A 25,253-nucleotide genomic window follows, 5' to 3' on the forward strand; every position below is an offset into this window, starting at 1 on the left:
GGCAGCTCCCGGAGGTGCCACCAGCCCCGATGAAACCATCAACGGGCCAGCAGGATATCAGGCACGGTCGCCGCCGTGCTGGGAATACGCTGCTCGCCCCAAGGAGGCCGCCGGGCGGCGCCAGGTGAGATACACCGGCACCAGCATGTAGGCCACGCCCAGCGCCAGTAGGGCCAGCGTCAGGAAGTAGCCCGAGGTATTCAGCTTGCACAGGCCGATGCCTGCCAGACCCAGTGCGGCCTGGATGGACAGCAGCGCGGCCGGCGAATAGTGGGCATGGCAGACCGCCTGCACCAGATGGCGCAGCCCTGCCGAACCCGGCTGCTGCAGCCAGCGCTGTGCCGCCATACGGCCCGCCAGACGCCCCACCGACTCACGAACGAACTCGAAGACCGGCACGGCCACCAGCCACAGCAGCGCCGTGGTGCCGCCACGGACCTCGGCCGTGATGGAGCCCAGCCGCAGCGCGCCCCAGGAGATCATGAAACCCAGCGCCAGCAGCCCGCCCGTGCCCAGGGCGACGCCGGGGCGGGTACGCCACGGCATGCTGGACAGGTACACCAGGCAGCCCAGCAGCGCACCGATCACGGGCAGCGCCACGATGGCGAACTCGGCGTACAGCGAATAGCGCGAGCCGCCATCGGCATTGGCCGCACCGAAGAACATCAAGAGCAGAAGCTGCACCAGCACCATGCCGGCCGGCAGCGACGGCGTGGCCGAAGGCAACCGGTCCAAGGCGGCCGTGGCAATCGGCAGCAGCAGGCTGACAGCGGCCAGCATCATGAAGCCCACCGACCAGGTGACCCGGTCGTGCTCCAGATACGTGAACAGGAAGACGCCGGCCACCAGCGTGCCCACGACCTCGAAGATGCGCCGGACCGTGGCACCGCCGGCACCGGCCAGCCGTGCGTCCAGCGCGAGCCCGGCCAGCACCAAGGCCGCCGCGCCGAAGATCAGCCCCCGGTCGGATGCCGGCCAGGGATCGGAATAGAAGGCAGCCACCGCCACGCCCAGGGCCATGGCCACCGCACCGGCCGAACGCACGGTGGGCCGGTCACGGAGCATGTCACGCAGCAGCGGCACGGCGCCCGCTGCCGCGACAAAGGCAATCAGCAAGGAGGCGAAGGCAGAAGTTGGCATGGCTCGGATGACCCTGGCAAGACACTGACCGTCAGCTTATCGCACCGGCCGAAAAAGACGTGAGAAGTATGACCGGGAGGATGTCAGATGGCCGCAACGATTTGAAACTTTTCGAGCAATTTAGAATAGCCGTAGGGGCATTGATGACCCTTTTGCCTCACCTCGCTTATCTTTGTACAGCCATGTTCCCGCCGGCCCCTTGCGCGCACGCGCGCACGCGCCGCAGGTACCCTTTCCGCAAAACCCAGAATAAATCCCAGAACCCCCATGGACGTTTCCTCCCTGATCGCCGGGCGCAAGGCGCGCTGGCTCGTGACCGGCGCCGCAGGCTTCATCGGCTCTCACCTGGCCGAATCGCTGGCACTGGCCGGCCAGTCGGTGATCGCCATCGACGACTTCTCGACCGGCAAGCAGGCCAACATTGATGCCATCATGGCCTCCACCCGAGCCGCAGGACAGAACGGCCTGCAGTTCGAGGAAGGAACCATCTGCGACCGCGCCTTCTGCAACCGTGTCGTCGAGGGCGTGGACTACGTGCTGCACCAGGCCGCCCTGGGCTCCGTGCCCCGCTCGATGAAGACCCCGCTGGTCTCGTTCCAGGCCAACGTCTCCGGCTTCATGGAGATCATCGACGCCGCCCGCCAGGCCGAGGTGAAGTCCTTCGTCTACGCCTCCTCCAGCTCGGTCTACGGCGACCATCCCGCCCTGCCCAAGGTGGAAAGCGTCACCGGCAACGTGCTCTCGCCCTACGCCGCCACCAAGGCTGCCGACGAACTGTTCGCGGGCACCTACGCGCGCTGCTACGGCATGCGCGTGGCCGGCATGCGCTATTTCAACGTCTTCGGTGCCCGTCAGGACGCCAACGGCGCCTATGCTGCCGTCATCCCGCGCTGGATCGCCACCCTGCTGCGCCAGGAAGCGGTGCAGATCAACGGCGACGGCCAGACCAGCCGCGACTTCTGCTACATCGACAACGTGGTGCAGGCCAACATCCGCGCCGCCCTCACGCTGGCCGATGACGAACCCGGCACGGCCGACGTCTTCAACGTGGCCGCTTCGCGCCGCACCACACTGCTGGAACTGGCCGAGCTGCTGCGCAAGCTCATCCAGGAAGTGAAGCCCGACCTGCAGATGCCCGACCCGGTGTTTGCCGACTTCCGCCCGGGCGACGTGCGCCACTCGCTGGCCGACATCAGCCACAGCCAGAAGCGTCTGGGCTACCAGCCCAGCCACCTGCTGGAAGACGGCCTGCGCATCGCGCTGCCGTGGTTCATCGAGAACCCGGCCTGACCGCCTTCCATCGCCACCCCTACCATTTTCGGTAGGGGTGCCTCGCTCCCTGCCGGGCGCCTCATGCGCCCGCCCCTCTCCCGGAGCGAAGTCTCTTCCGGCGTTTCTCCACGCCGGAACATGCATCCCCCGCCATTCTTCGCCCTCATGCAGCCCCCCCTTCGTCGAGGCTGACGATGGGCGTCCGTCGTCCCCGGCTGTCTGCGCCACCGGTCAATGTAAAGAAATATCACCAAAACAGACAGGATCGGCAGGTTGCCGATATTTCATTCGCAGATACAAATAAGCACTGTTTGTAACAAACAAACGACGCCTGGAAACGACAGAAAGACGCCTGCATGTTGCGATAAAGCGACGAAACATCGGCTACCTAAACCGCCGAAGGCGCCAGAAACGCCGTTTGCCAATGATCAGCCACCGATCATCCGGCAGACGGACGGCACGCCGCATCCAGGCCGCCCGCTCTCCGATAGAGTATCGGCATGCCTGCCTCGTCCTCTCCCCTGACCGTCCTGCTGGCCACCACGCCCAGCCTGCTGCTTGCTACTGTCCTGGTGGTCGCCACAGCCCTGCTGCTGCACCATGCGCCACGGCAGACCTCCTGCCGCCGTGCCATGTGGGGATGCAGTGCAGCCACCGGCCTCACGGCCGCCGCCTTCCTGCTGGAAGTCCTGTCGGCCTTCCTGCCGGCCGAAGTCTCAGCAAGCCTGGGCTGGGCACGGGCCGCCCTGTTGCTGGGCACCACAGCCCTGCTGGCCTGGCTGTCTCCCTGGGGACGCCGGCTGATTTCGCTGCCACCGCGTACCCAGCTGGAAACGAGGAACCAGCAGCTTCAGGCCGAGATCGAGCGCATCAAGCACACCAACGAAGTCATTGCCCTGTCCGAGGCGCGCTACCGCCTGCTGATGGACACGGCCGCCGAGGGCATCTGGATCCTGGACCGCGTGGGCCGCATCAGTCTGGCCAACCCTCGACTGGCCAACATGCTGGGCACCACCCCCGAGCAGATGAAGGGCCGTGCCCTGCTGGAACTGGTGCCCGAGACCGAACGTCCCGACATCATCAACCTGCTGCAGCGCCAGAAGCGGGGCGAGGCCGTGCGCACACTGTGCCACCTGCTGCGCCCGGATGGTCGCCTGGTGGCCGTGCAAATCTCCAGCACGCCCATGAGCCAGGGCGCCGCCACCGGCAGCAGCCTTTCGGTCATCACCGACCTGAGCGACCAGATGAAGGTGCAGGACGAGCTGCGCAAGGTGGCCGCCGACCTGCAGGAACAGGTGCATGGCCGCACCCTGGCCTACCGTGACACCGCCAACCAGCTGGCCGCCATGCTGGAGACCAGCCGCGCCCAGTCGCGGGCCTACGGCATCCTGCAGGATCTGAACGACATGCTGCAGACCTGCCCCACGCCCAACGAGGCCGCCCGGGTGGCGGGCGAGTTTGCCACCAAGCTCTTCCACGCCGACTCCGGCTCCATCTACATTGCCGAGCCCGGTCAGGCCAAGTTCCGGATCCTGGGATCGTGGGGCCTGCAGAACGAGACGGCCGAGACCCTGCAGCTCAACGATTGCTGGGGCCTGCGCCAGAACCAGGCCTATCCGCACAACGAGAACCAGATCGGCATCCGCTGCCACCACCTCAGCATCGGCCCCAACCGCCACAGCTGCTGCATGCCGATGTTCGCCAACGGCCAGGCCACCGGCCTGATCTGCCTGCGCAGCGACCAGCCCTTCGTGGGCAGCGACGCCGAGACCACCGCTGCGAATCAGAAGATCCGTCGTCTCTTCGCCAGCAACGTGGCCCAGTTCCTGGCCAACCTCACGCTGCGCCAGACGCTGGAGCAAGCCTCGCTGCGTGACCCGCTCACCAACCTGTTCAACCGCCGCTACTTCAACGAGCAGCTGGCCATCGAGTTCGAGCGCGCCAGCCGTGCACGCTCCCCGCTGGCCCTGCAGACGGTCGACATCGACCACTTCAAGCGCCTCAACGACCGCTACGGCCACGAGGCCGGCGACCGCGTGCTGGTGCAGGTGTCCGAAGTGCTGGTCCAGAATGCCCGCGCCGGCGACATCGTCTGTCGCTGGGGCGGCGAGGAATTCCTGATCCTCATGCCCGGCCTCAACGGCACCTCCGCCAAGCGCCGCGCCGACGAGATCCGTCGCAAGGTCCAGGAGAAGGTCGAGACCGTCGGCGGCGCCCCCGTCAGCGTCTCCATCGGCGTGGCCGCCTACCCCGAGCACGCCTCCGACCCGGAAGGGCTGGTCAACGTCAGCGACCGGGCCCTCTATGCCTCCAAGGGTGCAGGACGCAACCGCGTCACCGTCGCGGTCTCCGTGCTGTAGCCTTGATCTTACCCAGCCCTGACACATCGCCGCCCCTCTGGCCACAGGCCCACACAAGGACACGAATCAGGACATGAATATTGCATTCAGCATGCAATGAACAAGAGAGGAGCCACCTTGGCTGCATCCAGGCGCCAGGACCGTCCAAAAGAAGCAACGCTGTTACCAGTTATCTCGATGAGGCGCCATTTTTCAGGGGTGCGCCGTTGCACATATGACGCAATATGCGTCTTTGCGTTACATTAAAGCGTGTTTTGGTGTCAGTCTTTGGCACACTAGGGCTATGCCCACCACCTGGGACTCAGACCTGCCGCAGCCTCGCTGCCTTGCATGCAGGATAACCCAGGGGCTTCCCCGACCCGGACCCTTCTGGATGGAGTGGCTTTGTCAGACTACCTGGCTCATCTAGCGCGCAACCTCCCTGACCTTGCCGAGCGCGGCGCCTATGGCACGCTGCTTGTTCTGGTCATGGCGGCAGGCTTCGTGCTGGCCTGGCTCATCCAGGCCAGCCGGCGCCAGCGTGTCGTGCGCCAGATCATCGAGACCCACATCCAGGAAGAACGCGCCGAGCAGGAAGAATCCCGCCTGCTGGCCGAAGACCTGGCCCAGGAGCAGGCCAGCCGACTGGCCCAGCAGGCCCGCAGCATTGCCCACCTGAAGGCACGGCTGGCCACCCACATTGCGCGTGAGCGGGGCGAGGCCGTCACACCCGGCACCAGGCCCCCTGCCGCCCCCCACGCCGCTTCGGCCCCGGCCACCCGGCCCGCCGAAGGAACGACGGGCGTCCGCTTTCCGGCCACGCTCATCCTTGATCAGGCCGAGACCTGGACGGCATCACAGACCCGGACGCAAACTCAGACCCGGACACAAACCCGGACCGGGACACCAACCCGGCCACAGACCCTGACCCGGCAGACCACCCTGGTTGCGACGCAGCCCGATCCGGCACCGGAACCCCGCCCCATGTCCTCGCCTGCGCCCACCACCCGACCGGTCCGCCTCCAACACACACGCACCGGCAACGTGATCACCACGGCCGAGCTGGCCCGCCGGGCCGCCGCCCGAGCCTCGGCCATCCACGCCGCGGCTGCCGAACGCGCCCGCACCGCCCCGCAACCGGCTCCAGCCCAGACGCCCCACGCGGCTGCCCCCCAGATCCAGCCCGCCCACGTGCCCACCGATGCGCCCCGGCCGTCGGGCAGCACCTGCGTGGACATGGCCACCCAGGCCGCCCTCGTGGCCAGCCGAGCCAGCCGGCTGCACAATGCCGCCCGGGTCAGCCAAGCCGGCTACACCCTGTACGACGCCACCCGCGCCGCCCAGAACGAGATGAGTCTGGCCATTGCCGGCTTCGAGCTGGAGGCGCTGAAGAAACGGCTGGCGCACGAGCTGCGCATCAACCGGGAAAAGGCCCGCCTGATGCGTCAGTACGAACAGGATGCCGAACACTGGCACCAGGCCCACCAGCGGGCCCATGAACGCTGCGTCAGCCTGGCCAGCACCATACGCGCCCTGGAAACCATCCTGAAGCAGACGCGGCATTCCTGGGCCGCCAGCGAGAGCGAACTGGCCCGGCTGCGCGAACAGCTGCGCCAGCAACAGGCCATCAACCTGATGAACGTGCGCCCGCCCGACGGCCCGGCCGTTCCGCGGACGCCCGGGACGGGGTCGGGCAACGATCACCCGCCGCTCTCGATGCTGCTGCGGGATCGCCTGAACCAGGCGGCACGCTCGCTGGGGCGGCACAGTGGCGTGATGGGCGGCGCGGGCCCCCAGTAACGCCATCGGGACGGATCAATCCGTCTGCCGCACCTCTTCACTCGAACGGGCAAACAGCCATCCCAGCACGATGCCGGCACTGACGTTGGTCCGGCGCTCCACCAGCGGCGAATCGGCAAAGGCCGCTCCGCCCAGATGCGTGGCCCGCACGAAACCCGCCACCCACGTCTGCGGATAACGCTTGTTGAGCGCAGCCGTCAGCTCCAGCCCGCCATAGCCCCCCTTGGCCGCATAGGCCGGACGCCACGTGCGGGCATGTTGCGGGTCGATCTCGTAGTAGTAACGGTGATAGGCGCGCGTGGCGAACACCGGTCCGCCCCACAGTCCGAACTGCCAACCGGAAAAACCGACCACGTCACTCACCCGCCAGCCCAGGCTGGGACTGAACACCCAGCCCCGGTTCTGCAGCCGACCCAGCGGCATGGCGTAGCGCAGGGGCAGCTCCAGCCGCAACTCCTGCTTGCGGCTGGCATCGGACCACAGATGCACCTGCAGCCGGGGCCCGATCTCGAACAGCGACTTGAGCCGCGGCATGCCCGCCCGGATGCCCGTGGTGGTGCGACGCACCGGCGGCGTCAGTCCCACACTCACATCCAGCTCGACGCGGTCGGAATCCCACAGATCCGCCCGAATACCGCTGCGATCCACCCGCAGATGCGGCGAGCGATAGACAAACATCGGAAAGGGCAGCAGATACTGCCGCTGCCGGGCCGACCCCCGATAATCCGGCAGCGTGATGCCCGACAGCCCGGCACCCACCTCCCAGACCGGCAGACTGTGCCGGTGCGAGAACGAACGCGCCTGGCCATCAGTTCTGGTGGTATCGGTATCCGCCGCCCAGACCGGCATAGCCAGACCAGACAGCGCCAGACACAATGCCCACCGGGAAACGGATGCGCGATCAATCGGGAACGTGTGGGCTGCACATCGGCGCCGAGGCGTCACGGCAGCACGATGCGAAGGGATCGGAAACAGGGACATGAAAGAAAAAAATCAGGGGCGCGGCACCGGCGGCCGTGAGCTGACCAGCACCTGTTCATCCGGCGTGCGCAACAGCACCACCAGCAGCTCGCCGTGGTACTCATCACGCGCCGACCGGAAATACACGACAGCAGAAACAGGATCCCCCGCCTTCAGCAGCTCCGGCTCATCCAGAACCGCCCGCGACAGCCGCCAGTCCAGCGTCAGCACCAGCTGCCCCGAGCGATTCAGCGGCGACAGGATCGTCAGCGTCGGACGCGCCTCCGCATCCTCCAGCGGCCGCATCCATTCCCGATCACGGGGCGGACGCCCGCCTGCGCGCGGCACCCGCACCGTCAGCCGGGCGCGCGGCAGCGTGGGCTCGATGCCCACCACCGTGCCCTGCAGGAACATCGGGTGCGCAAAATCGTATTTGCCCAGAAAACCGGGGGATGCAGACACCGACGATGTCCATCCGCCCAGCATCGCGGCACTCATGGCAGCAGGAATGAAAGCCAGGCAACGGCGTCGGCCGCAGAAAGGCGACATGGATCCCTCCTGTTCGGTTGGGAGAATAGCGGCGGCATGCCCGCCCCGAAAAAAGACCCGACGGACGGTCTGGACGTCGTTCGCCGAAGGAACACGGCTGTGTCCAGCCGCATGCCATTGCCCGGATCCCTGAAGAAGGACCCATACCCTCACGCCGGAGCGCAAAGCCCGTAGTGATCATCACAAGCCATGGCATCGGTGACACGCACGGCGATTATAAGTAGCCCCCTTTCGTCGCGTGATCTAACACGCTGAAACGCCCAGCCCTTGCCGACCGTCTGGGCATGCACGACAATGAACATGACACCGACCGGCGCAAAACCGCTCCGGGCCCCGCGTCCAGCCAACCTGCATGACCTCGTCTTCAGGTTCCGGAGCGATGGAAAGCCCGAAGCCGCAGCCGGTCGTTTCCTTTCCTCAAACAGGTATCCCCATGGCCGTCAAAGAACTCAAAACTGCCGACTTCGACACCACGATCAGCAACAACGACATCGTGATCCTCGACTTCTGGGCGCCGTGGTGTGGGCCCTGCAAGAGCTTCGCCCCGGTCTTCGAAAGCGTCTCCAAAGAGCACCCGGACATCGTCTTCGCCAAGATCAACACCGACGAGGAAACCAGCCTGGCTGGCCACTTCGGCATCCGCTCCATCCCCACGCTGATGGTCTTCCGTGAGCGCGTCATCGTCTTCCAGCAGGCCGGTGCCCTGCCCAAGGGAGCCCTCGATGACCTGATCCGCCAGATCCGCAATCTGGACATGGAAGAGATCAAGCGCGGCGCCCAGCCCTACTCCGCCGACAATCAGTAAAGCGGACTCCCGTCGCTGCAGCGACAGGGTCAGGCCCGCCACGCATGGACGTCCAGGACGCCCGACTCAAGCGCCACGCCCCCTGGCTGATGGCGCTCCTGACCCTCATCTGGGGCACCAACTGGCCCGTCATCGCACTGGCCGTGCGCGAAGTCTCCGCCTGGACCTTCCGCGCCCTCACCCTGCCGGTGGCCGGCATCCTGCTTCTGCTGCTGGCCCATCGCCGCAAACTGCCGCTGGCCATTCCGCGCCAGCACTGGCCCATGCTGCTGTGCTCCGCATGGGCCTTCCTGGCACTCTGGAACGTGGCCACCACGCTGGCCCTCACCTACATTCCCTCCGGCCAGGCCGCCCTGCTGGGCTTCACCATGCCGCTGTGGGCCGCACTCTGGTCATGGCTGCTGTTCGGCCACACGCTGGACGGCCGCCAGTGGCTGGCGCTGCTGCTGGGCACGGCGGGCGTCATCGTGCTGATGATTCCGGCCTTTGCCAGCTACGCCCATGCCCCCTTGGGCCTTGTCTACGGGCTGGCCTCCGGCGCCGGCTGGGCCCTCAGCACCGTGCTGCTCAAGCACCGGCCCATTCCCGTGCCCACCACCGTGCTCACCGGCTGGCAACTGCTGCTGGCTTCCGTGCCCGTCATCATCGGCGCATGGCTGCTGGGCGATCACCAGTGGTTCATGCCCTCGGCCTCTTCGCTGGCCGCCTTCATCTACATCACGCTGGTGCCCATGCTGTTCGGCAACCTGCTGTGGTTCTCGCTCATCCAGTGGCTGCCGCCGCAGCTGGTCTCGCTCTCGCCCATCATGATTCCCATGGTGGCCATGGTCTCGGGCGCCATCGTCCTGAACGAACCGCTGGGCTGGCAGCAATGGCTGGCCATGATGCTGTCGGCCTCCGGACTGGGGCTGATGCTGTTCAGGCGTTCAGACCGATCATGATGCCGCCTGCCACCACCAACGCAAGCCCCGTCAATACGTGGCGCATTTCCTTGCGGGTCTTCTTCTCGCCCAGAATGTAGATGCTGCCCAGCGTGGCCAGCACCACGTTCATCTGCGACAGCGTGAACCCCGTGGCAATGCCATTGCGATAGGCCGACAGCAGATAGGCCAGCGCCGCCGCCGCAAAGATGAAGCCGCCCAGCAGGTTCTGCACCGTCTTCCGGTTGAAGGGCTTGCTGCCCCGGAAGAACAGCGGCATCACCAGCGACATGGCCACCATGCCCACCGCCTGCGGCAGGAAGGCATCCTGCCCGTCAACGTGCCCCGCTCGCGGAAAGTACGAATACCCCACGTAGCCCACCGTCGAGATCAGCAGCGTGATCACACCCGCGCGCATGTCCACGCCCTCATGCCCCTCACCCTCCTGATGCGTGGTGAGATAGATGCCCAGCACGATCAGCGCAATGGCACAGAAACCCAGCACCTTGTCTGCCAGCGTCGGCCACTCGCCAAACACCAGAACCCCGACCAGCGAGGTGGACACCAGCTGCATGCCGGTCGAAATGGGCATGGCATTGGACACCCCGATCTGGCCGAACGAACGGTACTGATTCATCTGCCCGAAGGCCCAGCAGGCCCCGGACGCAAAGCTGTACCAGAACACCGGGCCACTCAACGTGGGGGGCATGATCATCGCCACCACGATCGACACCAGCAGCGTGCCGACCGTCGTACCGATGATCTGCTGCACCGGCGTGCCCCCCACACGCGACACCACCAGCGGCAGAATGCCCCAGAAGAATGCCGGGGCCAGTGCAATCAGGATGTTCAGCCCCACGCCGCCTTCAGCCATCGTTCACTCCATGCTCAGCCTTCGCCATGCCGTAAGGATAGAGCGTCAGGCCCGCTTTTTCAGGCATACCACCGGCAGCTTGTCATGTGCTTGCTCCCGGAGCGCAGACGGAGACCTGCCATGCCGGCCGCGGCCAGGTTCCGCGCCATGAAAGCCGTTGGCACCGTTGTGGCACCGACGGACACGGTTCTGGCGCTGTGCTGGCACCGTTGAGGCGTGGTTGTGGCGCAGTTCTCCAGACCGCGCCACAACTGCGCAGCCCCTCACGCCGACTGAAACACCAGCCCCGCGTGCTCACGCATGGCGTGGAAGCGGATCTTCTTCCAGCGCTCCTCGGCCACCGTCAGGTCGCTGCGGTAGGTCACCATGAAGGTGGGCGCTTCGACCGTATCCCAGGCAATGCGGGCCGCGTTGGCCTCGATGAACTTCTTCAGCTCATTCGGATCTTCGGACGTGACCCAGCGGGCCATCTGGTATCGGGCCGGCAGGAAGCGCGTCTCCACGCCATATTCGGTCTTCAGCCGGTGGGCCACCACCTCGAACTGCAGCTGGCCGATGGCGCCCAGCAGCAGCGATCCGCCCAGATGCGGCCGGAAGACCTGAATGGCGCCTTCCTCGCCCAGCTGGGTGAGGCCGGTGCGCAGCTGCTTGCTCTTCATCGGGTCAGCCAGCTCGACGATCTGGAAGAGCTCGGGCGCAAAGAAGGGCAGCCCGGTGAACTGCAGCTCCTCGCCTTCGGTCAGCGTGTCGCCCAGCTGCAGCACGCCGTGGTTGGGCAGACCGATGATGTCGCCCGGCCAGGCGTCTTCCACCAGCTCGCGGCGCTGTGACAGGAAGGACATCACGTTGGTGGTTCGGAACTCCTTGCCACTGCGCACCACCTTCAGCTTCATGCCGCGCTCGAAGCGACCGGACGAGACGCGCAGGAAGGCGATGCGATCGCGGTGGGCCGGATCCATGTTGGCCTGGATCTTGAACACCACGCCCGAGAACTTCTCTTCCGACGGATCGACCGTGCGCTGCAGGGCCGGCCGGGCCCCCGGCGGCGGCGCCAGATCCACCAGGGCGTCCAGCACCTCGCGCACGCCGAAGTTGTTGATGGCCGAACCGAAGAACACTGGCGTCTGCTTGCCGGCCAGGAAGGCGTCGCGGTCGAAGGGCTCGGAGGCACCACTGACCAGCTCGATCTCGCCCTGGGCCTGCTCGTAATACATGCCGAAGCGCTTGCGGGCCTCGTCATTGTCCAGGCCGGCCAGAATCTCGTCGTCCTCGGCGCCGGCGCGGTCCTGCCCGGCGCGGAAGACGCGCATCTGTTCCTTCTTCAGGTCGATGACGCCGCCGAAGTTCTTGCCCATGCCCACCGGCCAGGTGAAGGGCGCCGTGGGCATGCCCAGCGTGCTCTCGATCTCGTCGAGGATCTCCAGCGGCTCGCGCACCTCGCGGTCCATCTTGTTGATGAAGGTGATGATGGGCGTATTGCGTGCCCGGCACACCTCCAGCAGGCGCAGCGTCTGCGGCTCGACACCGTTGGCGGCATCGATGACCATCAGGGCGGCATCCACGGCCGTCAGCACCCGATAGGTGTCTTCCGAGAAGTCCTTGTGGCCCGGGGTGTCCAGCAGGTTGATGACGCAGTCGCGGTACTCCATCTGCATCACCGAGCTGGCCACCGAGATGCCGCGCTGCTTCTCGATCTCCATCCAGTCGGACGTGGCATGGCGCGACGCCTTGCGCGCCTTGACGCTGCCCGCGATCTGGATGGCTCCTGCGTAGAGCAGCAGCTTCTCGGTAAGTGTGGTCTTGCCCGCGTCGGGGTGGGAGATGATGGCAAAGGTGCGGCGGCGGCGCACCTCGTCTTGCTGTGTGGTCATGGGGGTGGATTCTATCGGCAAACGGGGCCGTTCCCGCAGTTTCCGATGGGCCCATGGAAACGGACCGGGGCCTGCCGGGCCGGGCATCAACAACACGGGCAGACACACCAGCACCCCACGCATTGGCATATTATGCCAATGTTGGTAGCATGCCTTCCTGTTCCGCCCAGGACTTCCCTTGCGCCCATGCCCACCCGAAACGTCGTTCTCAGCGAACATCACCACCACCTCGTGGAAGAACTGGTGCAGTCCGGCCGTTACCAGAATGCCAGCGAGGTACTGCGCGAAGGCCTGCGACTGGTGGAGCGACAGGAACAGGAACAGGCCCTGAAGCTGGAAGCGCTGAAGCGCGCCGTTCAGGAAGGCATGGACGACCTGGCAGCCGGCCACTACACGGATGTCGATGATGCAGGACTTGACGCCCTCATCGCCGACCTGGGCGATGCGGCATCCGCAAGCCTGCAAGACTCAGCAGCCAGACGGACAGGCCATTGAAGCCGCAATACCGGCTGACCCGCGCAGCCCAGGCTGACATCCGCAACCTGTTGGTCTGGAGCGAGCGGCATTTCGGCCTGGCTGCCCGCCAGCGCTACCAGCTGCTGCTGAGCACCGCACTGCGCGACGTGGCCTCCGACCCTTGCCGTGCAGGCAGCCAGCCCCGACCAGAACTGGGCACCGATATCCGCTCATGGCACCTGCGCCTGAGTCGCCACCACATTCCATCGCCCACGGAAGCCGTCCACTCACCCCGGCACACACTGCTGTACGTGTCAGGCCCGTCACCGCTGGTCATCCTTCGGGTTGTCCATGACGCCATGGAGCCGGCTCTGATCAGGCGCAATACCGAACATCAATGACCAGAAAGCCCACGAGAAGATCATGAGAACCCCAGAAGACCTGCAAGGCATCACCCACCTGGGCAGCCAGAAAACCCAGTACCGGTCCGACTACGCCCCGGAAGTGCTGGAAGCCTTCGACAACAAGCACCCGGACAACGACTACTTCGTGAAGTTCGTCTGCCCGGAGTTCACCAGCCTGTGCCCCATCACCGGCCAGCCGGACTTCGCCACCATCGTCATCCGCTACATCCCTGGCCAGAAGATGGTGGAGAGCAAGTCGCTCAAGCTCTATCTGTTCAGCTTCCGCAACCATGGCGACTTCCATGAGGACTGCGTCAACGTCATCATGAAGGACCTGATCAAGCTGATGCAGCCCAAGTACATCGAGGTCTTCGGCGAGTTCACGCCACGTGGCGGCATTGCCATCCATCCGTTTGCCAACCACGGCCAGCCGGGCACCTCCTTCGAGCAGCTGGCACGCGAGCGGCTGTTTGCCTACGACCGCCCCTGAGCATGAACGACTTCTCCTTCACCCCGGCCCAGCAGCACAAGGCCTTGCGGTGGCTGGTCCTCTTTCACATTGCCGTCATCGCCTCCAGCAACTACCTGGTGCAGTTCCCGTTCACCATCACGCTGCCCAACGGTTTTGCCGTGCACTCCACCTGGGGGGCCCTGAGCTTTCCGTTCATCTTCCTGGCCACCGACCTGACGGTGCGGATCTTCGGGCAGCGGCTGGCGCGCCGGATCATCTTCCGGGTGATGTTCCCGGCCCTGCTGCTGTCCTACGTGATCTCGGTGCTGTTCCATGACGGCACCTGGACCGGCTGGGGCAGCCTGGCCGACTTCCAGCCCCTAGTCTTTCGCATTGCACTGGCCAGCTTCGCCGCCTATGCGTTCGGGCAGGTGATGGACATCTTCGTGTTCAACCGGCTGCGGCAGATGAAGGCATGGTGGGTGGCGCCCACAGCCTCCACCTTCGCCGGCAATGCCCTGGATACGGTGCTGTTCTTCTCGATCGCGTTCCACGCCAGCTCCGACCCGTTCATGGCCGAGAACTGGCCGCACATTGCGCTGGTGGACTATCTGTTCAAGCTGGCCATCTGCACGCTGATGTTCGTGCCGGCCTATGGGGTGCTGCTGAACGTGCTCACGCGGCGGCTGACGGCGCTGCGGTCAGGCGAGCCCCAGCCGTGAACGACTGAGGCTCAGGCCGGCATCGACGGCCTGCCGCACCGGGCACACACCCGGCCTGCAGCGGCGCGGTCGACCCGGCTTGGGTTCATGGCAAGGCCCCGTAAAGCGCCAGGCGCTCAGAGAATCTCGTCCAGCTTCTCCAGCGGACGCACCAGCCGCACACCCTTGGGCGTCTGCACGATGGGGCGCTCGACCAGCACGGGCAATTCCAGCATGGCCTCCAGAATTCGCTCGTCGGAGGCCTCCTCGGCCAGCAGTGCCTTGGCTTCTTCCTGCTTGGTGCGCAGCGCCTGGCGGGGCGTCAGGCCCGCTTCCTTGAGCAGCGCTGTCAGCTGTGGCCGCTGCCAGCCGGTCTTCAGGTAGTCCACCACCACCGGCTCATGGCCGGCGGCGCGGATGGCATCCAGCACCTTGCGGGAAGTGCTGCAGCGGGGGTTGTGGTAGATGGTGATGGTGTCCGCAGACGTCATGGCAGGGTCCTTGCTCTGAGTGATTTGATCCCTGCAAGCTACCACACGGGAGCGGATCATGCGGCCAACGCCGGGGGCCCTGTCGCCGCATCACTGGTGCAGGATGCCGGACCCCGGGAAGCAACACCCCAACGGCCGCCAGACCCCCATCGGCCCCAGCCTCACGCCTGTGACATTGGCTCGCCCATGCGTACCGACTGGCCAGGCTGCCACGCCGTGGTGAGCCTGGGCGCCCCGGCGGGGAAGAGCATCACCACGGTGGAACCCAGCATGAAGCGCCCCATCTCGGCCCCACGGTCCAGAAAGATGGAGGTTTCCGTGGCCTTCCGATTGGCGTCCGCCGGCGCAGCCGCGGCCTGTGCGCTGTCTCCACCCTCGTGCGCCGGATACTCCCAGCGCTGGATGTGCCCGGGTCGGGGCGGATTGACGGTACCGTGCCAGACGGTGGCCATGCTGCCGACGATGGCAGCGCCCACCAGCACCAGCACCCACGGTCCCCACGGCGCATCGAAGACGCAGACCACCCGTTCGTTGCGGGCAAAGAGGCCGGGAATGGCAGCCGCGGTGGCCGGGCTGACCGAGAACAGGTCGCCCGGCACGTAGACCATCTGGCGCAGGTGGCCTGCGCAGGGCATGTGGATGCGGTGATAGTCGCGCGGGCTCAGGTAGATGGTGGCGAACTGGCCGTCCACAAAGTGCTCGGCCAGCTTGCCGTCACCGGCCAGCAGGGCCGTGGCCGTGTATTCGTGCCCCTTGGCCTGGAAGATGCGACCGGCGTCGATGTTCCCCAGCTGACTGACGGCACCATCCACCGGGCAGACCAGATCGCTGTCGGCCAGCGGCCTGGCGTCCGGACGCAGCGCCCGGGTGAAGAAGGCATTGAAGCTGGTATAGGCCGAGGGATCAGGCTCGGCGGCCTCCTGCATGTTCACCTGATACTGCTGAATGAAGCGACGGATGGCCCATTGGGTGAGCGCACCGCCTTCAAGGCGAGCGCCAGCCCCGGCCAGCCGGGTAAGCGCCTGCTTGGGCAACAGGTACTGGGTGAGCGTATGCAGATTGGGCATGGGCAGGCAACCCGTCACAGAACAGGCGGCAGTGGAAAACCGGCGATGTTACTGCCTGAACAGGCGTTGTGGATGCTCTCGTTGCCCGTGCGCAAGCCCGGATTCAGGGACCGGGCTTGGGCGGCGCGGCGCTGGGCGCCGGCGCATCCGGCAGCGCCGCAGGCCGGAAGCGCGGCGTGCAGATGGCCAGAAAGACCAGATCGAAGTCGCCAATGTTGGTGATGCGGCGCGAATAGCCGGCCGGGATCACCACCACATCGCCCGGCTCCAGGGCAGAAAGTGTGTGGTCACCCTCGGCAAAAGCCCGATTGGGCCCCACCAGCTCGATGCGCCCCTGGCCATCCAGCACCACGTAGCGTTCCTGGATGTTCTCGAAACGGCGCAGCCGGGTCTCGGCCCCCGGCGCCACGCGGATGCGGGCAATCGACAGGTCCGGATCACCCGGATCATTGAGCCAGTCCGTCAGGAAGCACCCCGGCTCGATACCCGTCTCGGTACGGTGGTCATCCCGCAGGATCAGCGGTTGTGGAACATTGGCGGCATCAGTCTGGGCCATGCGAACCCCCTCTCCTCGGTGACAGTTCCCGGCCCGCGCCAGCGTGGCGGCAATGAAGTGCCCGTGAAACGATCAGAACAATAAACGAAACCCCGGGGAAGACGGCCTGGACACGCCCTCCCCCGGCACGGGCAGCCCCTGCGGCCAGAGCACCGCGAGGCGCCAGACGGACGCCACCGCCCGCCGGCCGGCACTTGCGCTGCCCTCACCCGATCCAGCCGGATACTACCGCCCGTGCGGCCCCGCGCCACGTTTCCCTTGCTTACAAACAACCAAACGATGCAAAAAACAGACACTTGGCAAACATGCAGGCCCGACCGGCCATCGTCCATGGCCAGCCAGCCGGCATCGCATGGCTGGCCGATCGGGCAGCGCCGGCGCATGCTGGCTCATCCCTCTCTGAACCTTCGAGCCTCTCTACCGTGCAAATCGCCGGCCTGACCTTCAAACCTCTGGCCCAGTGGTCCCGCCACGCGCTGCTGACCACATGGAGCTTCTGCGTGCTGGCGCTGCTGATACTGGCCCTGCGCGAGAGCAGCGTGCCCCCCCGGCAGGACGGCATGATGAACACGGCCATCCTGCTGCTGCAGTCACTGGCACTGCTGCCCGTGACCGGGCTGCTGCACTGGATGTTCATCAACCCCCATGCGGACGTGGCCACCCAGCAGCGCGAGCGTACCTGGCTCCTTCGCTATGTGCCGCCACTGTCCATTGTCCTAGGCTGTTCGCTGCCATTCCTTCCGGAACGTTGGGCGAACATGATGGCCACTGCCATTGCGGGCCTGATTCTCCTGATGCTGATGGTCGAGATCGTCGTCACGCTTCGAAAGCACCCGGGTCTGGAAAGCCGTCTGGGCGTGACCGGTGCCTTCCTGTGCGGGCTGGTCCTGGAAGTCGGCTTCATTCAGCGTACCTGGGCGTATTCGATCCTGGACACATCCTGGCTCCAGGTGATCATGGGCACGGGTCTGATGATCTGGATCGCCGGTTTCTTCCGGCAGGCTGCCCAGCGCGAGAACCGGATCAAGGCCACCCTGGCTCAGATGGACACCGCGGCACGCGCACTGCACCGCATCTACAACACGTCACCCGTGGCCCTGCTGAGCATCAATGACGACGGCACGCTGCAACGCTGGAACCAGCGCGCTGCCGATGCCTTTGGGAGTGACCTGGCCCGCCATCCGACCCCGCACGTCAAGGCCCTGCTGGGCGAGGCGGTGACCCAGCAACTTCTGGCAGACCTGAAAAAGAGCGGCCAGTACCACAGCGAACTGACAATCTCCCGTGCCGGTCAGGACCGCGTGTGGGTGCTGGAAGCCAGCATCCGCGAAGGCGATGGCTTCGAGATCGGAATGCAGGAAGTGACGGTCCACGCACGGCGTGCTGCCACCTTCCAGGAGATCGCCGAGCGCGACGATCTGACCGGCCTGTCCAACCTGGTGGGACTGCGACGGATCCTGGGCCGGCAGCTTTCTCAGCTGCGCGCCAGCAGCCCACTCAGCTGCGTGTACGTCGACATCCTGGCGTTCGGCGACATCAACCATGTCTTCGGACGGGATGCCGGCGATGCCGTGCTGCGCGCCGTAGGCGAACACCTGCGCAAGCAGATCTCGCCGCCGGCAGCGGTTGGCCGTGTACGGGACGATCAGTTCCTGCTGGTTCTGCCCGGCAACGAGCTGACGCTGACCCGCTCCCAGGCCACGCTGCTGCTGACGATGCTCTCGCGCACACCGGTGGAATACCGGGGCATGTCGATACCGTTGCGGGTCTCGATCGGGGCCGTGGAATGCGTGAGCGGCATGAATGCCGAACAGCTGATCGAATCGGCCCGGCTGGCCTGCCAGCTGTCGCGGCAGGAAGGCGCTCCGCACCCCTACGCGGTGATGGCCGACAGTCCGGCCCTGGCCGACGCTGATCCCTCGCGGCAGTTCGGGCACCAGCTTCGTCAGAAGCTCCCCGAGGCCCAGATCCGCCTGCATGCCCAGGCCATCACCTCACTGCGCCGCGACGCGGTGCAGTCGCTGACGGTACTGCCTCGCCTGCTGACCAGCAACGGACAACTGCAACTGCCCAACCGCCTGCTGCAGGCTGCAGCCCAGCAGGGTGCTTCCGGCATGCTGGACCGGATGCTGCTCACGCAGATCCTGCACACGCTGAACACGCAACCCAACACCCTGCCCGAGGACGGCGTGGTGATCTTCCGCCTCAGTCCGCTGTCGCTGGCCGAACCGGGCTTCACCGGCAACCTGATCCGCCTGCTGGGTGCGGCCGATGAGCGCAATGCCGCCATCAACAGCCGGCTGTGCATCGAACTGTCGTCGCAGTCGCTGATCTACGATCCGGAAGGTTCACAGGCCTTCCTGAAGGACCTGCGCCTGATGTCGATCCATTCCGGCATCGACCTGACGGATTCGGAATCGAACCAGATTCCGATCCACATGCTGGCTCAGCTGTCCGTGCGCCACATCCGCCTGGATGGCCGCCGCTTTGCCGATCTGGCCACCAACCCGCACGCCCAGCGCGAGATCACGGCCATCCGCACACTGTGCGAGTCGATGGGCATCGAATGCCTGCTGGATCAGGTGAACAATCCGCTGGACCTGCGGCCACTGAAAGAGCTGGGCATCGACCTGGTGCAGGGTAGCGCCCTGGCCGCCGTGCGCCCGCTGGGTGACGTGCTGGCCGGTCGCGAGGACGAGGGACTGCTGCCGGCGGGGGTGATGATTCCGGTTTGAGGGCTGACCGTGCCGAACACACCCGACATTCAGCAATGGCATTTCAGGCCACGCTCACCCTTCATTCTGGCGTGGATTGCCATCCCGTTTGCTCTCGGTGCCTGGCTGGTGTGGTTTGCAGTTTCCCAGGCGGGGGCACTGGGCTGGCTGTTTTTCCTGCTGTCGGCCCTGTGCAGCAGCATCGGCGCCCTCGGGTTTGAATCCTGGCGGAGATCGTGGCGCAACACACGCCACGGTCAGGAGTTCATCCGTCTGGATGAAGACGACCTGTCGTACTGCATCGAAGGCGTCGGTGCGGGCCGTCTGCCATACACCTGGCTTCGCTCGGTCTACCCGGTTCACACCCGGGGCTGCCAGGGCGTCGTGATCGAGTACCGCCGCCCTGAAACGGACAGGGTACCGGACAGGCTCATCCTGAAAGACCTGTATCGCCTGGACCTGCACGGAGCCGGTTTCAGGTACGTGAATCCGCACGATCTCATTGCCGACGCGATCAAGGCCCGCTGCCGTGAAGGGGCTTACCCTGCCTTGCCCTCGGCCACGTCCAGCGCCTCGCCAATGGCATAGAAATGACCACCGGCCACGTAGTGTAGGCTGCGCAGTGACGGATCGGCCGTCTCGAAGTGCCAGTGGCCGTCACGAAAGACGCGCGTGTCGGCCCATGCACCCACCACTTCACCGATGAACAGATCATAGGTCTGCTGGTTGTGCGGCTCGGGCACCAGCCGGCAGGCCATCCAGGCGCTGCAGCCGCGCACGAATGGCAGGTCGTGGCCGGCCATGTCGAACAGCGTCACACCGCAATGCGCCAGCTTGTCCGGGTCGTCGTTCAGACTGCGATGCCCCACCTCATAGGTCAGCTCGATCTGGGCAGCCGTGGGAATCTGGATGACGAAATATCCGCTCTTCTCGATCAGCTCCCGCGTGCGTGCCGCCTTGTCCAGCACAACGGTCAGCTTGGGCGGCGCATAGTCCAGCGCGCAGGCCCAGGCTGCCGCCATGACGTTGGAAACGCCCTGATGGCGGGCAGAGACAAGAACGGCAGGACCGTGGTTGATGAGGCGGAAGGCCTTGCTGAGCGGAACCGGGGCGAAAGGCTGAGTCATGGCAGACAGAAATTCATGCAGAGGGCTTCATGGTAGTCCCTGAACCTCCCGTTCAGGGGCAATCCCCGAAGCTGCCCCCAGCCGCCATGCCGCATGCGGTCCCAGCACTTACCCTGCCCTAGCACTCACCCCTCGTCTGCCACCACCTCCAGCACCGCCTCGCCATAGGTCTCCAGCTTCTTCTCGCCCACGCCCGGTACAGCAGCCAGCGCGTGCAGGGTGGCGGGCCGGCGCTGGGCGATCTCGTGCAGCGTGGCATCGTGGAAGATGACATAGGCCGGCACACCGCTGTCGCGGGCCTGCTGGCTGCGCCAGCTGCGCAGACGGTCAAAGCAGGCGCGCCCGGCCGCGTCCAGGTCACGCTCCAGCGTGGACGTGGTGCTGCTCGTGCGCTTGCGTGAACGGCTGCGCGGCTCGCGCTCGACGGGCTCACGCAGGCGCACGGTCTCTTCGCCCTTCAGCACCGGACGGGCGGCCTCCGTCAGCGAGATGGTCTGGAAGCGTTCCGCATCGATGTGGATATAGCCGGCAATGGAAAGCTGGCGAACCACCGATCGCCACTGTGTCAGGCTCAGATCGCTGCCCACACCAAAGACAGGCAGGCTGTCATGGCCGTTGGCCGTGACCTTCTCGTTGGCCTGGCCGCGCAGCACGTCGATCAGGTACTGCGCACCGAAGGGGTGACCGCTGGCCCGGGTGCAGCGGTAGACGCAGGACAGGAACTTCTGCGCCAGCACGGTGCCGTCGATGGTCTTCGGGGGCGACAGGCAGTTGTCGCAGTTGCCGCAGGGCGCGGCGTGCTCACCGAAATAGGCCAGCAGACGCACGCGGCGGCAGTCGGTGGCTTCGCACAGCGCCAGCATGGCATCCAGCTTGCTGCCCTGCAGCCGCTTGAATTCCTCGCTGGCTTCAGACGCCTTGATGAAGCGCCGCTGCTGCACCACGTCGTGCAGGCCATAGGCCATCCAGACTTCAGCAGGCAGGCCATCGCGGCCGGCTCGCCCGGTTTCCTGGTAATAGGCCTCGATGGACCGCGGCAGGTCCACGTGCGCCACGAAGCGCACATCCGGCTTGTCGATGCCCATGCCGAAGGCGATGGTGGCCACAACGATCATGCCGTCCTCGCGCTGGAAGGCAGCCTGCACGTCGCTGCGTTCGGCAGCCTCCAGGCCGGCATGGTAGGCACGGGCATGAAAGCCCTCCTCCTGCAGGAAGGCCGCCACCTGCTCGGTGCGGTTGCGCGACGCGCAGTAGACGATGCCCGATTCCCCCTCGTGGCCATCACGGATGAAGCGCAGCAGCTGCTGGTTGCCGTCGCGCTTCTCGATGATCCGGTAGCGGATGTTGGGGCGGTCGAAGCTGGTGACAAAGGGCTCGGCATCCTGCAGGGCCAGCCGGTTGACGATCTCGCGGCGGGTGAGATCGTCGGCGGTGGCGGTGAGCGCAATGCGCGGCACCGCCGGGAACTCATCGGCCAGCCTGCCCAGACCGATGTACTCGGGCCGAAAGTCGTGTCCCCACTGCGAGACGCAGTGCGCCTCGTCAATGGCAATCAGGGCCAGCTGACAGCGATGCAGCAGCGCCAGACATCGCTCGGTCAGCAGACGCTCCGGGGCCACGTACAGCAGCTTCAGTTCCCCCTGGCGCAGCTGACGCTCGATGTCGGCTGCCTCGGCCGCCGACAACGATGAATTGAGGTAGGCCGCTGCCACCCCCAGCTCGCGCAGCGCTGCCACCTGGTCCTGCATCAGCGCGATCAGCGGCGAGACGACAATGCCCACGCCCTCGCGCATCAGTGCCGGGATCTGGTAGCACAGCGACTTGCCACCCCCGGTGGGCATCAGCACCAGCGCATTGCCGCCACCGGCCACATGTTCGATGATGTCGTGTTGCAGCCCCCGGAACGCCGGGTAGCCGAACACCTGGTGCAGGATGTCTTCGGCGTGCATCCGGTGTTCAGAGTCCTTCGGGGAAATGCAGGTGCGGTCGCAGCCGGGTGGCCAGCGTCTCTTCGGTCAGCACGCCCAGCCGGCGCTGCTGGCGCAGGCTGATGGCGGTGTACTCGAAGAGCGGCGGCTTGCCGGCAATGAACTGCGCCACGCTCTGGGCGGCGCGGGCGGCCTCGGCAAAACCGCTGACGATGAGCTTGAGCTTGCCCGGATAGGTGCAGATGTCGCCCACGGCATGAATGCCGGGAATGGCACTGGCCATGGTGGCCGGGTCCACCGGCAGGTAGCGCCCTTCCATGGGCAACTGCCAGCTCTCCAGCGGCGCCAGCGTGGGGCTGAGGCCCTGGCAGAGGATCAGCGCATCCAGCGGCACCTCGATCTCGTGGCCATCGTCGGCATCAGCCACGACCAGGGCGCGCAGACGACCGGCCGGAGCATCGTCCTGTGCGACACCAGCGCCCACCCCTTCTTTTTCCGTTCTGCCGGAACTCTTCCCGCCCTCGTCGGCATCGCACTCGTCCCGGAGTGTGGCGCCGGACTCAGTCTCACCCACCAGCCGTACCGGCTGGCCAACCACCAGCTGGACACGGCCAACGGCGGTCTGTTCCTCAATGGCCTGCACCCGCGCTGCATCCGTGGTGAAGCGGCTGAAACGGGCACGGCGATGCACCAGACTGACGCTGGCCGCACCGGCCGCCACCAGTGCCAGACACTGGTCTATGGCCTCGTTGCCGCCCCCCATCACGGCCACATGCTGGCCAGCAAAGCGCTCGGCCGGCATGGGCTCCTCGAAGATCTGTGTGCCGCGCCACTGTTCGGCCCCCGGCAGGTCCAGCGGACGGCGCTGATAGGCCCCTGCCCCCGCTGCCAGCACCACGGCCCGGGCATGCAGGCACAGACCCGTCTGCGTCGTCAGCTCAAAGCCGCGTCGCACGCCGTCCTCCTGCCAGGGACGCAGCGCCTGCGCCACCTGCCCGAAGTGCAGGTCGGGGTACAGGGGCTGGATCTGCTGGAACAGGTTGTCGGACAGCTGCTGCGCCGAGACCATCGGCAGGCCCGGGATGTCGTGGATCAGCTTGTCGGCATAGAGCGCACGGCACTGGCCACCCGGTTCCGGCAGCGAATCGACGGCGGCCACGCGCAGGCCCAGGAGTCCCAGCTGGAAGATCTGATGGAGGCCCACGGGCCCCATGCCGATGACCAGCACATCGGCGGTGTTTGCTTGATCTGACATGATGGTGGTGCCCGATGGAGGCTGGCGCCGGATGCGTGCCGGGCCATGGCGTGAGGAGAGGCCGGAATGACTCCCGCGTGGCCAAGCGCCGGGAACGAAAGGCGACAGGCTCGGAAATGCTTCAGGTTCGCCCCCGGATTTTACGCGCCATGGGCACCCCCTGCCCGCGGGAACGCTGCGCTGCGAAACACGGGATCCCGTTCAGCCCATCGCACGGGATCCTGTTCACCCCATCGACAGCATTCATTCCGCTTCTCATTTCCCAAAACCCCATGTGCAGAAGGATTACCCGCTACGCGGCCCGCGAGAAAACGGGATGATGGAAAGTTCAGCCTTCAACCGCCGTTCGTGACCCGTTCGGAACCGTTCAGACGGTGGTGTTGCGGCAGATAACTATGCTGCGAATGCGGTATTGGCAAATACCGTAGCATTCTTGCCTCTACGATTTGTAGCCGCCTTTCTCTCTCTCATGAGCGCACAGATGTCCCAGGACAATCCATCGGAACTGCGACTGTTCGTCGAGGAGCATCCCACGACGGTAGTGGCCGATCTCTGGCGGCTGATGAACGAGGCCCCGAGCCAGGGGCGGCACGCCGATTTCGATCTGATCGCGGAAGGCCTGCTGCGGGTGATCCTGTGCGAATCGGTGCCTGAGGACGTGCAGACCGCCGCCCGTGAGCTGTGCCAGGCCTATGCAGCGCAATCGCTGCGCAGCACGTTCGGCTACAGCGAGATCCGGCTGCACAAGCTGCACTGAAGATCGGGTCGGTACCTTGCCGTTCTGCCGGCGCCTTTCCGTTTTCGGGAAAGCAAAAGCGATGCCTCACGATGACCAGGCATCGGGGAAGCGATCCCGCCCCGTGACGGGCGGGATGACGAGGTCGTCCGGACGACTTCAGTGTCCGGCGCTGCGGGCGATGCTGACCGAGGTCTCGTTGACGATGGAGCCGACGCCCGAGGAGCGATAGCCGGCCTGGGTCTCTTCCTGCCAGAACCAGCGACGCGGTGCGGTATCGGAATCGACCGACAGGTAGGTCTGCAGGTTCAGCTTGCAGAAGAAGTCCAGCGAGGTGAGGGACGAGAAGAACGGGGTGAAGCGACGATTGACGGCGTCAGGATCATCGGTGCGACGGCCTTCGGCCAGGGCGATCTGGATGGGCTCGCCTTCGCCGCGGATTTCCAGCAAGTGCCCCCCCAGGTGCTCGATGACCTGGGCGATGGACGGGAAGCGGGCGGGATCATAGATTTCAAGCGGCGTGCCGCGTTGGCCCAATCCCCATACCCGGTACTCGGAATACCGTGCGCTTCTGTCGACTTGTGGCATCTAATCACTCCTGATCCCGTTGCCCGGGGCGCTTCTGCCAAACCTTGTCGAGGCACGCCTTCCCGCCTGCCCCGTCGCCACGGGCGTCCGGGCGGCACGCCCGGACTTGCCGATCCGGGCTGGAAGGATGGCAAAGACGAGGCAGAACCGATCCCTGGCTGGTTGCGTTGAGTGCGGCGCCAGAGACTGCTTTCAGGGGGTTTTTCCCTTCAGCGCGTTCAGACGCCGCAGGTGCAATTAACGCATTAT

At 65.8% G+C, this 25,253-nt stretch carries 24 protein-coding genes; 12 read left to right on the top strand and 12 right to left on the bottom strand.

Annotation, left to right across the window (positions count from 1 at the left end):
* Positions 1-57: 57 nt before the first annotated feature.
* Positions 58-1,140, bottom strand: coding sequence for a hypothetical protein (locus EL249_RS02130; RefSeq protein WP_005674635.1), 1,083 nt, complete (start codon positions 1,138-1,140; stop codon positions 58-60).
* A gap of 267 nt (positions 1,141-1,407) precedes the next feature.
* Here EL249_RS02130 and EL249_RS02135 point away from each other — a divergent pair, with 267 nt between their 5' ends.
* From EL249_RS02135 to EL249_RS13095, 3 genes are all read left to right on the top strand, one after another.
* On the top strand, positions 1,408-2,430 hold the full coding sequence (locus EL249_RS02135; protein WP_005674634.1) for an NAD-dependent epimerase/dehydratase family protein: 1,023 nt from the start codon (positions 1,408-1,410) through the stop codon (positions 2,428-2,430).
* A gap of 482 nt (positions 2,431-2,912) precedes the next feature.
* Entirely contained in the window at positions 2,913-4,772 is a 1,860-nt protein-coding gene (locus tag EL249_RS02140; protein ID WP_005674633.1) for a diguanylate cyclase, read from the top strand.
* Between the two features lie 384 nt (positions 4,773-5,156).
* On the top strand, positions 5,157-6,551 hold the full coding sequence (locus EL249_RS13095) for a hypothetical protein (RefSeq protein WP_040530153.1): 1,395 nt from the start codon (positions 5,157-5,159) through the stop codon (positions 6,549-6,551).
* Between the two features lie 15 nt (positions 6,552-6,566).
* On the opposite strand, the gene EL249_RS02150 is transcribed toward EL249_RS13095, so the two are convergent.
* Positions 6,567-7,400: a MipA/OmpV family protein gene (locus tag EL249_RS02150; RefSeq protein ID WP_005674630.1), complete on the bottom strand. Its 834-nt coding sequence runs from the start codon at positions 7,398-7,400 to the stop codon at positions 6,567-6,569.
* Positions 7,401-7,544: 144 nt separating this feature from the next.
* Positions 7,545-7,973 carry a hypothetical protein gene (locus EL249_RS02155; protein ID WP_169311700.1) on the bottom strand — a complete coding sequence of 143 codons (429 nt, stop codon included), beginning with the start codon at positions 7,971-7,973 and terminating at the stop codon, positions 7,545-7,547.
* Between the two features lie 520 nt (positions 7,974-8,493).
* Here EL249_RS02155 and trxA point away from each other — a divergent pair.
* Positions 8,494-8,865: a thioredoxin gene (gene trxA / locus EL249_RS02160; RefSeq protein ID WP_005674628.1), complete on the top strand. Its 372-nt coding sequence runs from the start codon at positions 8,494-8,496 to the stop codon at positions 8,863-8,865.
* A gap of 44 nt (positions 8,866-8,909) precedes the next feature.
* Positions 8,910-9,806 (top strand): DMT family transporter, encoded by an 897-nt coding sequence (locus EL249_RS02165; RefSeq protein ID WP_005674627.1) that lies wholly within the window; start codon positions 8,910-8,912, stop codon positions 9,804-9,806.
* On the opposite strand, the gene EL249_RS02170 is transcribed toward EL249_RS02165, so the two are convergent.
* Entirely contained in the window at positions 9,784-10,659 is an 876-nt protein-coding gene (locus EL249_RS02170) for a GRP family sugar transporter (RefSeq protein WP_005674626.1), read from the bottom strand. The two genes, EL249_RS02165 and EL249_RS02170, sit on opposite strands and share 23 nt — an antisense overlap.
* Before the next feature lie 263 nt (positions 10,660-10,922).
* On the bottom strand, positions 10,923-12,530 hold the full coding sequence (locus EL249_RS02175) for a peptide chain release factor 3 (protein WP_040530149.1): 1,608 nt from the start codon (positions 12,528-12,530) through the stop codon (positions 10,923-10,925).
* A gap of 186 nt (positions 12,531-12,716) precedes the next feature.
* Between EL249_RS02175 and EL249_RS02180 the strand changes: the two genes are divergently transcribed.
* Genes EL249_RS02180 through EL249_RS02195 form a run of 4 tightly spaced genes read left to right on the top strand, consistent with a single transcriptional unit; the run spans position 12,717 to position 14,563 of the window.
* Positions 12,717-13,025, top strand: coding sequence for a type II toxin-antitoxin system ParD family antitoxin (locus EL249_RS02180; RefSeq protein ID WP_040530147.1), 309 nt, complete (start codon positions 12,717-12,719; stop codon positions 13,023-13,025).
* The gene (locus tag EL249_RS02185; RefSeq protein ID WP_005674624.1) at positions 13,022-13,387 is read left to right on the top strand and encodes a type II toxin-antitoxin system RelE/ParE family toxin; all 366 of its coding nucleotides are present in this window, start codon (positions 13,022-13,024) and stop codon (positions 13,385-13,387) included. Before EL249_RS02180 ends, EL249_RS02185 begins: the two co-directional genes overlap by 4 nt.
* 22 nt (positions 13,388-13,409) lie before the next feature.
* On the top strand, positions 13,410-13,880 hold the full coding sequence (gene queF / locus EL249_RS02190; RefSeq protein WP_005674623.1) for a preQ(1) synthase: 471 nt from the start codon (positions 13,410-13,412) through the stop codon (positions 13,878-13,880).
* A gap of 2 nt (positions 13,881-13,882) precedes the next feature.
* Positions 13,883-14,563 (top strand): 7-cyano-7-deazaguanine/7-aminomethyl-7-deazaguanine transporter, encoded by a 681-nt coding sequence (locus EL249_RS02195; protein ID WP_005674622.1) that lies wholly within the window; start codon positions 13,883-13,885, stop codon positions 14,561-14,563.
* 116 nt (positions 14,564-14,679) lie between these two features.
* Here EL249_RS02195 and arsC read toward each other — a convergent pair whose 3' ends face one another.
* From arsC to EL249_RS02210, 3 genes are all read right to left on the bottom strand, one after another.
* Positions 14,680-15,033 carry an arsenate reductase (glutaredoxin) gene (gene arsC, locus EL249_RS02200; RefSeq protein WP_040530141.1) on the bottom strand — a complete coding sequence of 118 codons (354 nt, stop codon included), beginning with the start codon at positions 15,031-15,033 and terminating at the stop codon, positions 14,680-14,682.
* A 161-nt stretch (positions 15,034-15,194) separates the two neighbouring features.
* Complete coding sequence (asd, locus tag EL249_RS02205; RefSeq protein ID WP_005674619.1) at positions 15,195-16,100, bottom strand: archaetidylserine decarboxylase; 906 nt, start codon at positions 16,098-16,100, stop codon at positions 15,195-15,197.
* Positions 16,101-16,203: 103 nt separating this feature from the next.
* Entirely contained in the window at positions 16,204-16,656 is a 453-nt protein-coding gene (locus tag EL249_RS02210; RefSeq protein ID WP_005674618.1) for a cupin domain-containing protein, read from the bottom strand.
* Between the two features lie 305 nt (positions 16,657-16,961).
* On the opposite strand from EL249_RS02210, the gene EL249_RS02215 reads away from it, so the two are divergent.
* Entirely contained in the window at positions 16,962-19,391 is a 2,430-nt protein-coding gene (locus tag EL249_RS02215) for an EAL domain-containing protein (RefSeq protein WP_005674617.1), read from the top strand.
* A 9-nt stretch (positions 19,392-19,400) separates the two neighbouring features.
* Entirely contained in the window at positions 19,401-19,958 is a 558-nt protein-coding gene (locus EL249_RS02220; protein ID WP_005674616.1) for a hypothetical protein, read from the top strand.
* Here the strand turns inward: EL249_RS02220 and EL249_RS02225 are convergent.
* The 3 genes from EL249_RS02225 to EL249_RS02235 form a co-directional block, all read right to left on the bottom strand.
* A complete protein-coding gene (locus EL249_RS02225) occupies positions 19,910-20,497 on the bottom strand; it encodes a flavin reductase family protein (RefSeq protein WP_005674615.1) in 588 nt (195 codons plus the stop codon). The two genes, EL249_RS02220 and EL249_RS02225, sit on opposite strands and share 49 nt — an antisense overlap.
* A gap of 125 nt (positions 20,498-20,622) precedes the next feature.
* A complete protein-coding gene (recQ, locus tag EL249_RS02230) occupies positions 20,623-22,446 on the bottom strand; it encodes a DNA helicase RecQ (protein ID WP_005674614.1) in 1,824 nt (607 codons plus the stop codon).
* Positions 22,447-22,453: 7 nt separating this feature from the next.
* Positions 22,454-23,680 (bottom strand): NAD(P)/FAD-dependent oxidoreductase, encoded by a 1,227-nt coding sequence (locus tag EL249_RS02235; protein ID WP_005674613.1) that lies wholly within the window; start codon positions 23,678-23,680, stop codon positions 22,454-22,456.
* 481 nt (positions 23,681-24,161) lie between these two features.
* Here EL249_RS02235 and EL249_RS02240 point away from each other — a divergent pair, with 481 nt between their 5' ends.
* Positions 24,162-24,437, top strand: coding sequence for a hypothetical protein (locus tag EL249_RS02240; RefSeq protein WP_040530139.1), 276 nt, complete (start codon positions 24,162-24,164; stop codon positions 24,435-24,437).
* Positions 24,438-24,575: 138 nt separating this feature from the next.
* Here EL249_RS02240 and EL249_RS02245 read toward each other — a convergent pair whose 3' ends face one another.
* Positions 24,576-25,004, bottom strand: a complete 429-nt coding sequence (locus EL249_RS02245) for a hypothetical protein (protein ID WP_126348053.1) — start codon at positions 25,002-25,004, stop codon at positions 24,576-24,578.
* Positions 25,005-25,253 lie beyond the last annotated feature (249 nt).

Source organism: Lautropia mirabilis (genome assembly GCF_900637555.1).
GTDB classification, from domain to species: Bacteria; Pseudomonadota; Gammaproteobacteria; order Burkholderiales; family Burkholderiaceae_E; genus Lautropia; species Lautropia mirabilis.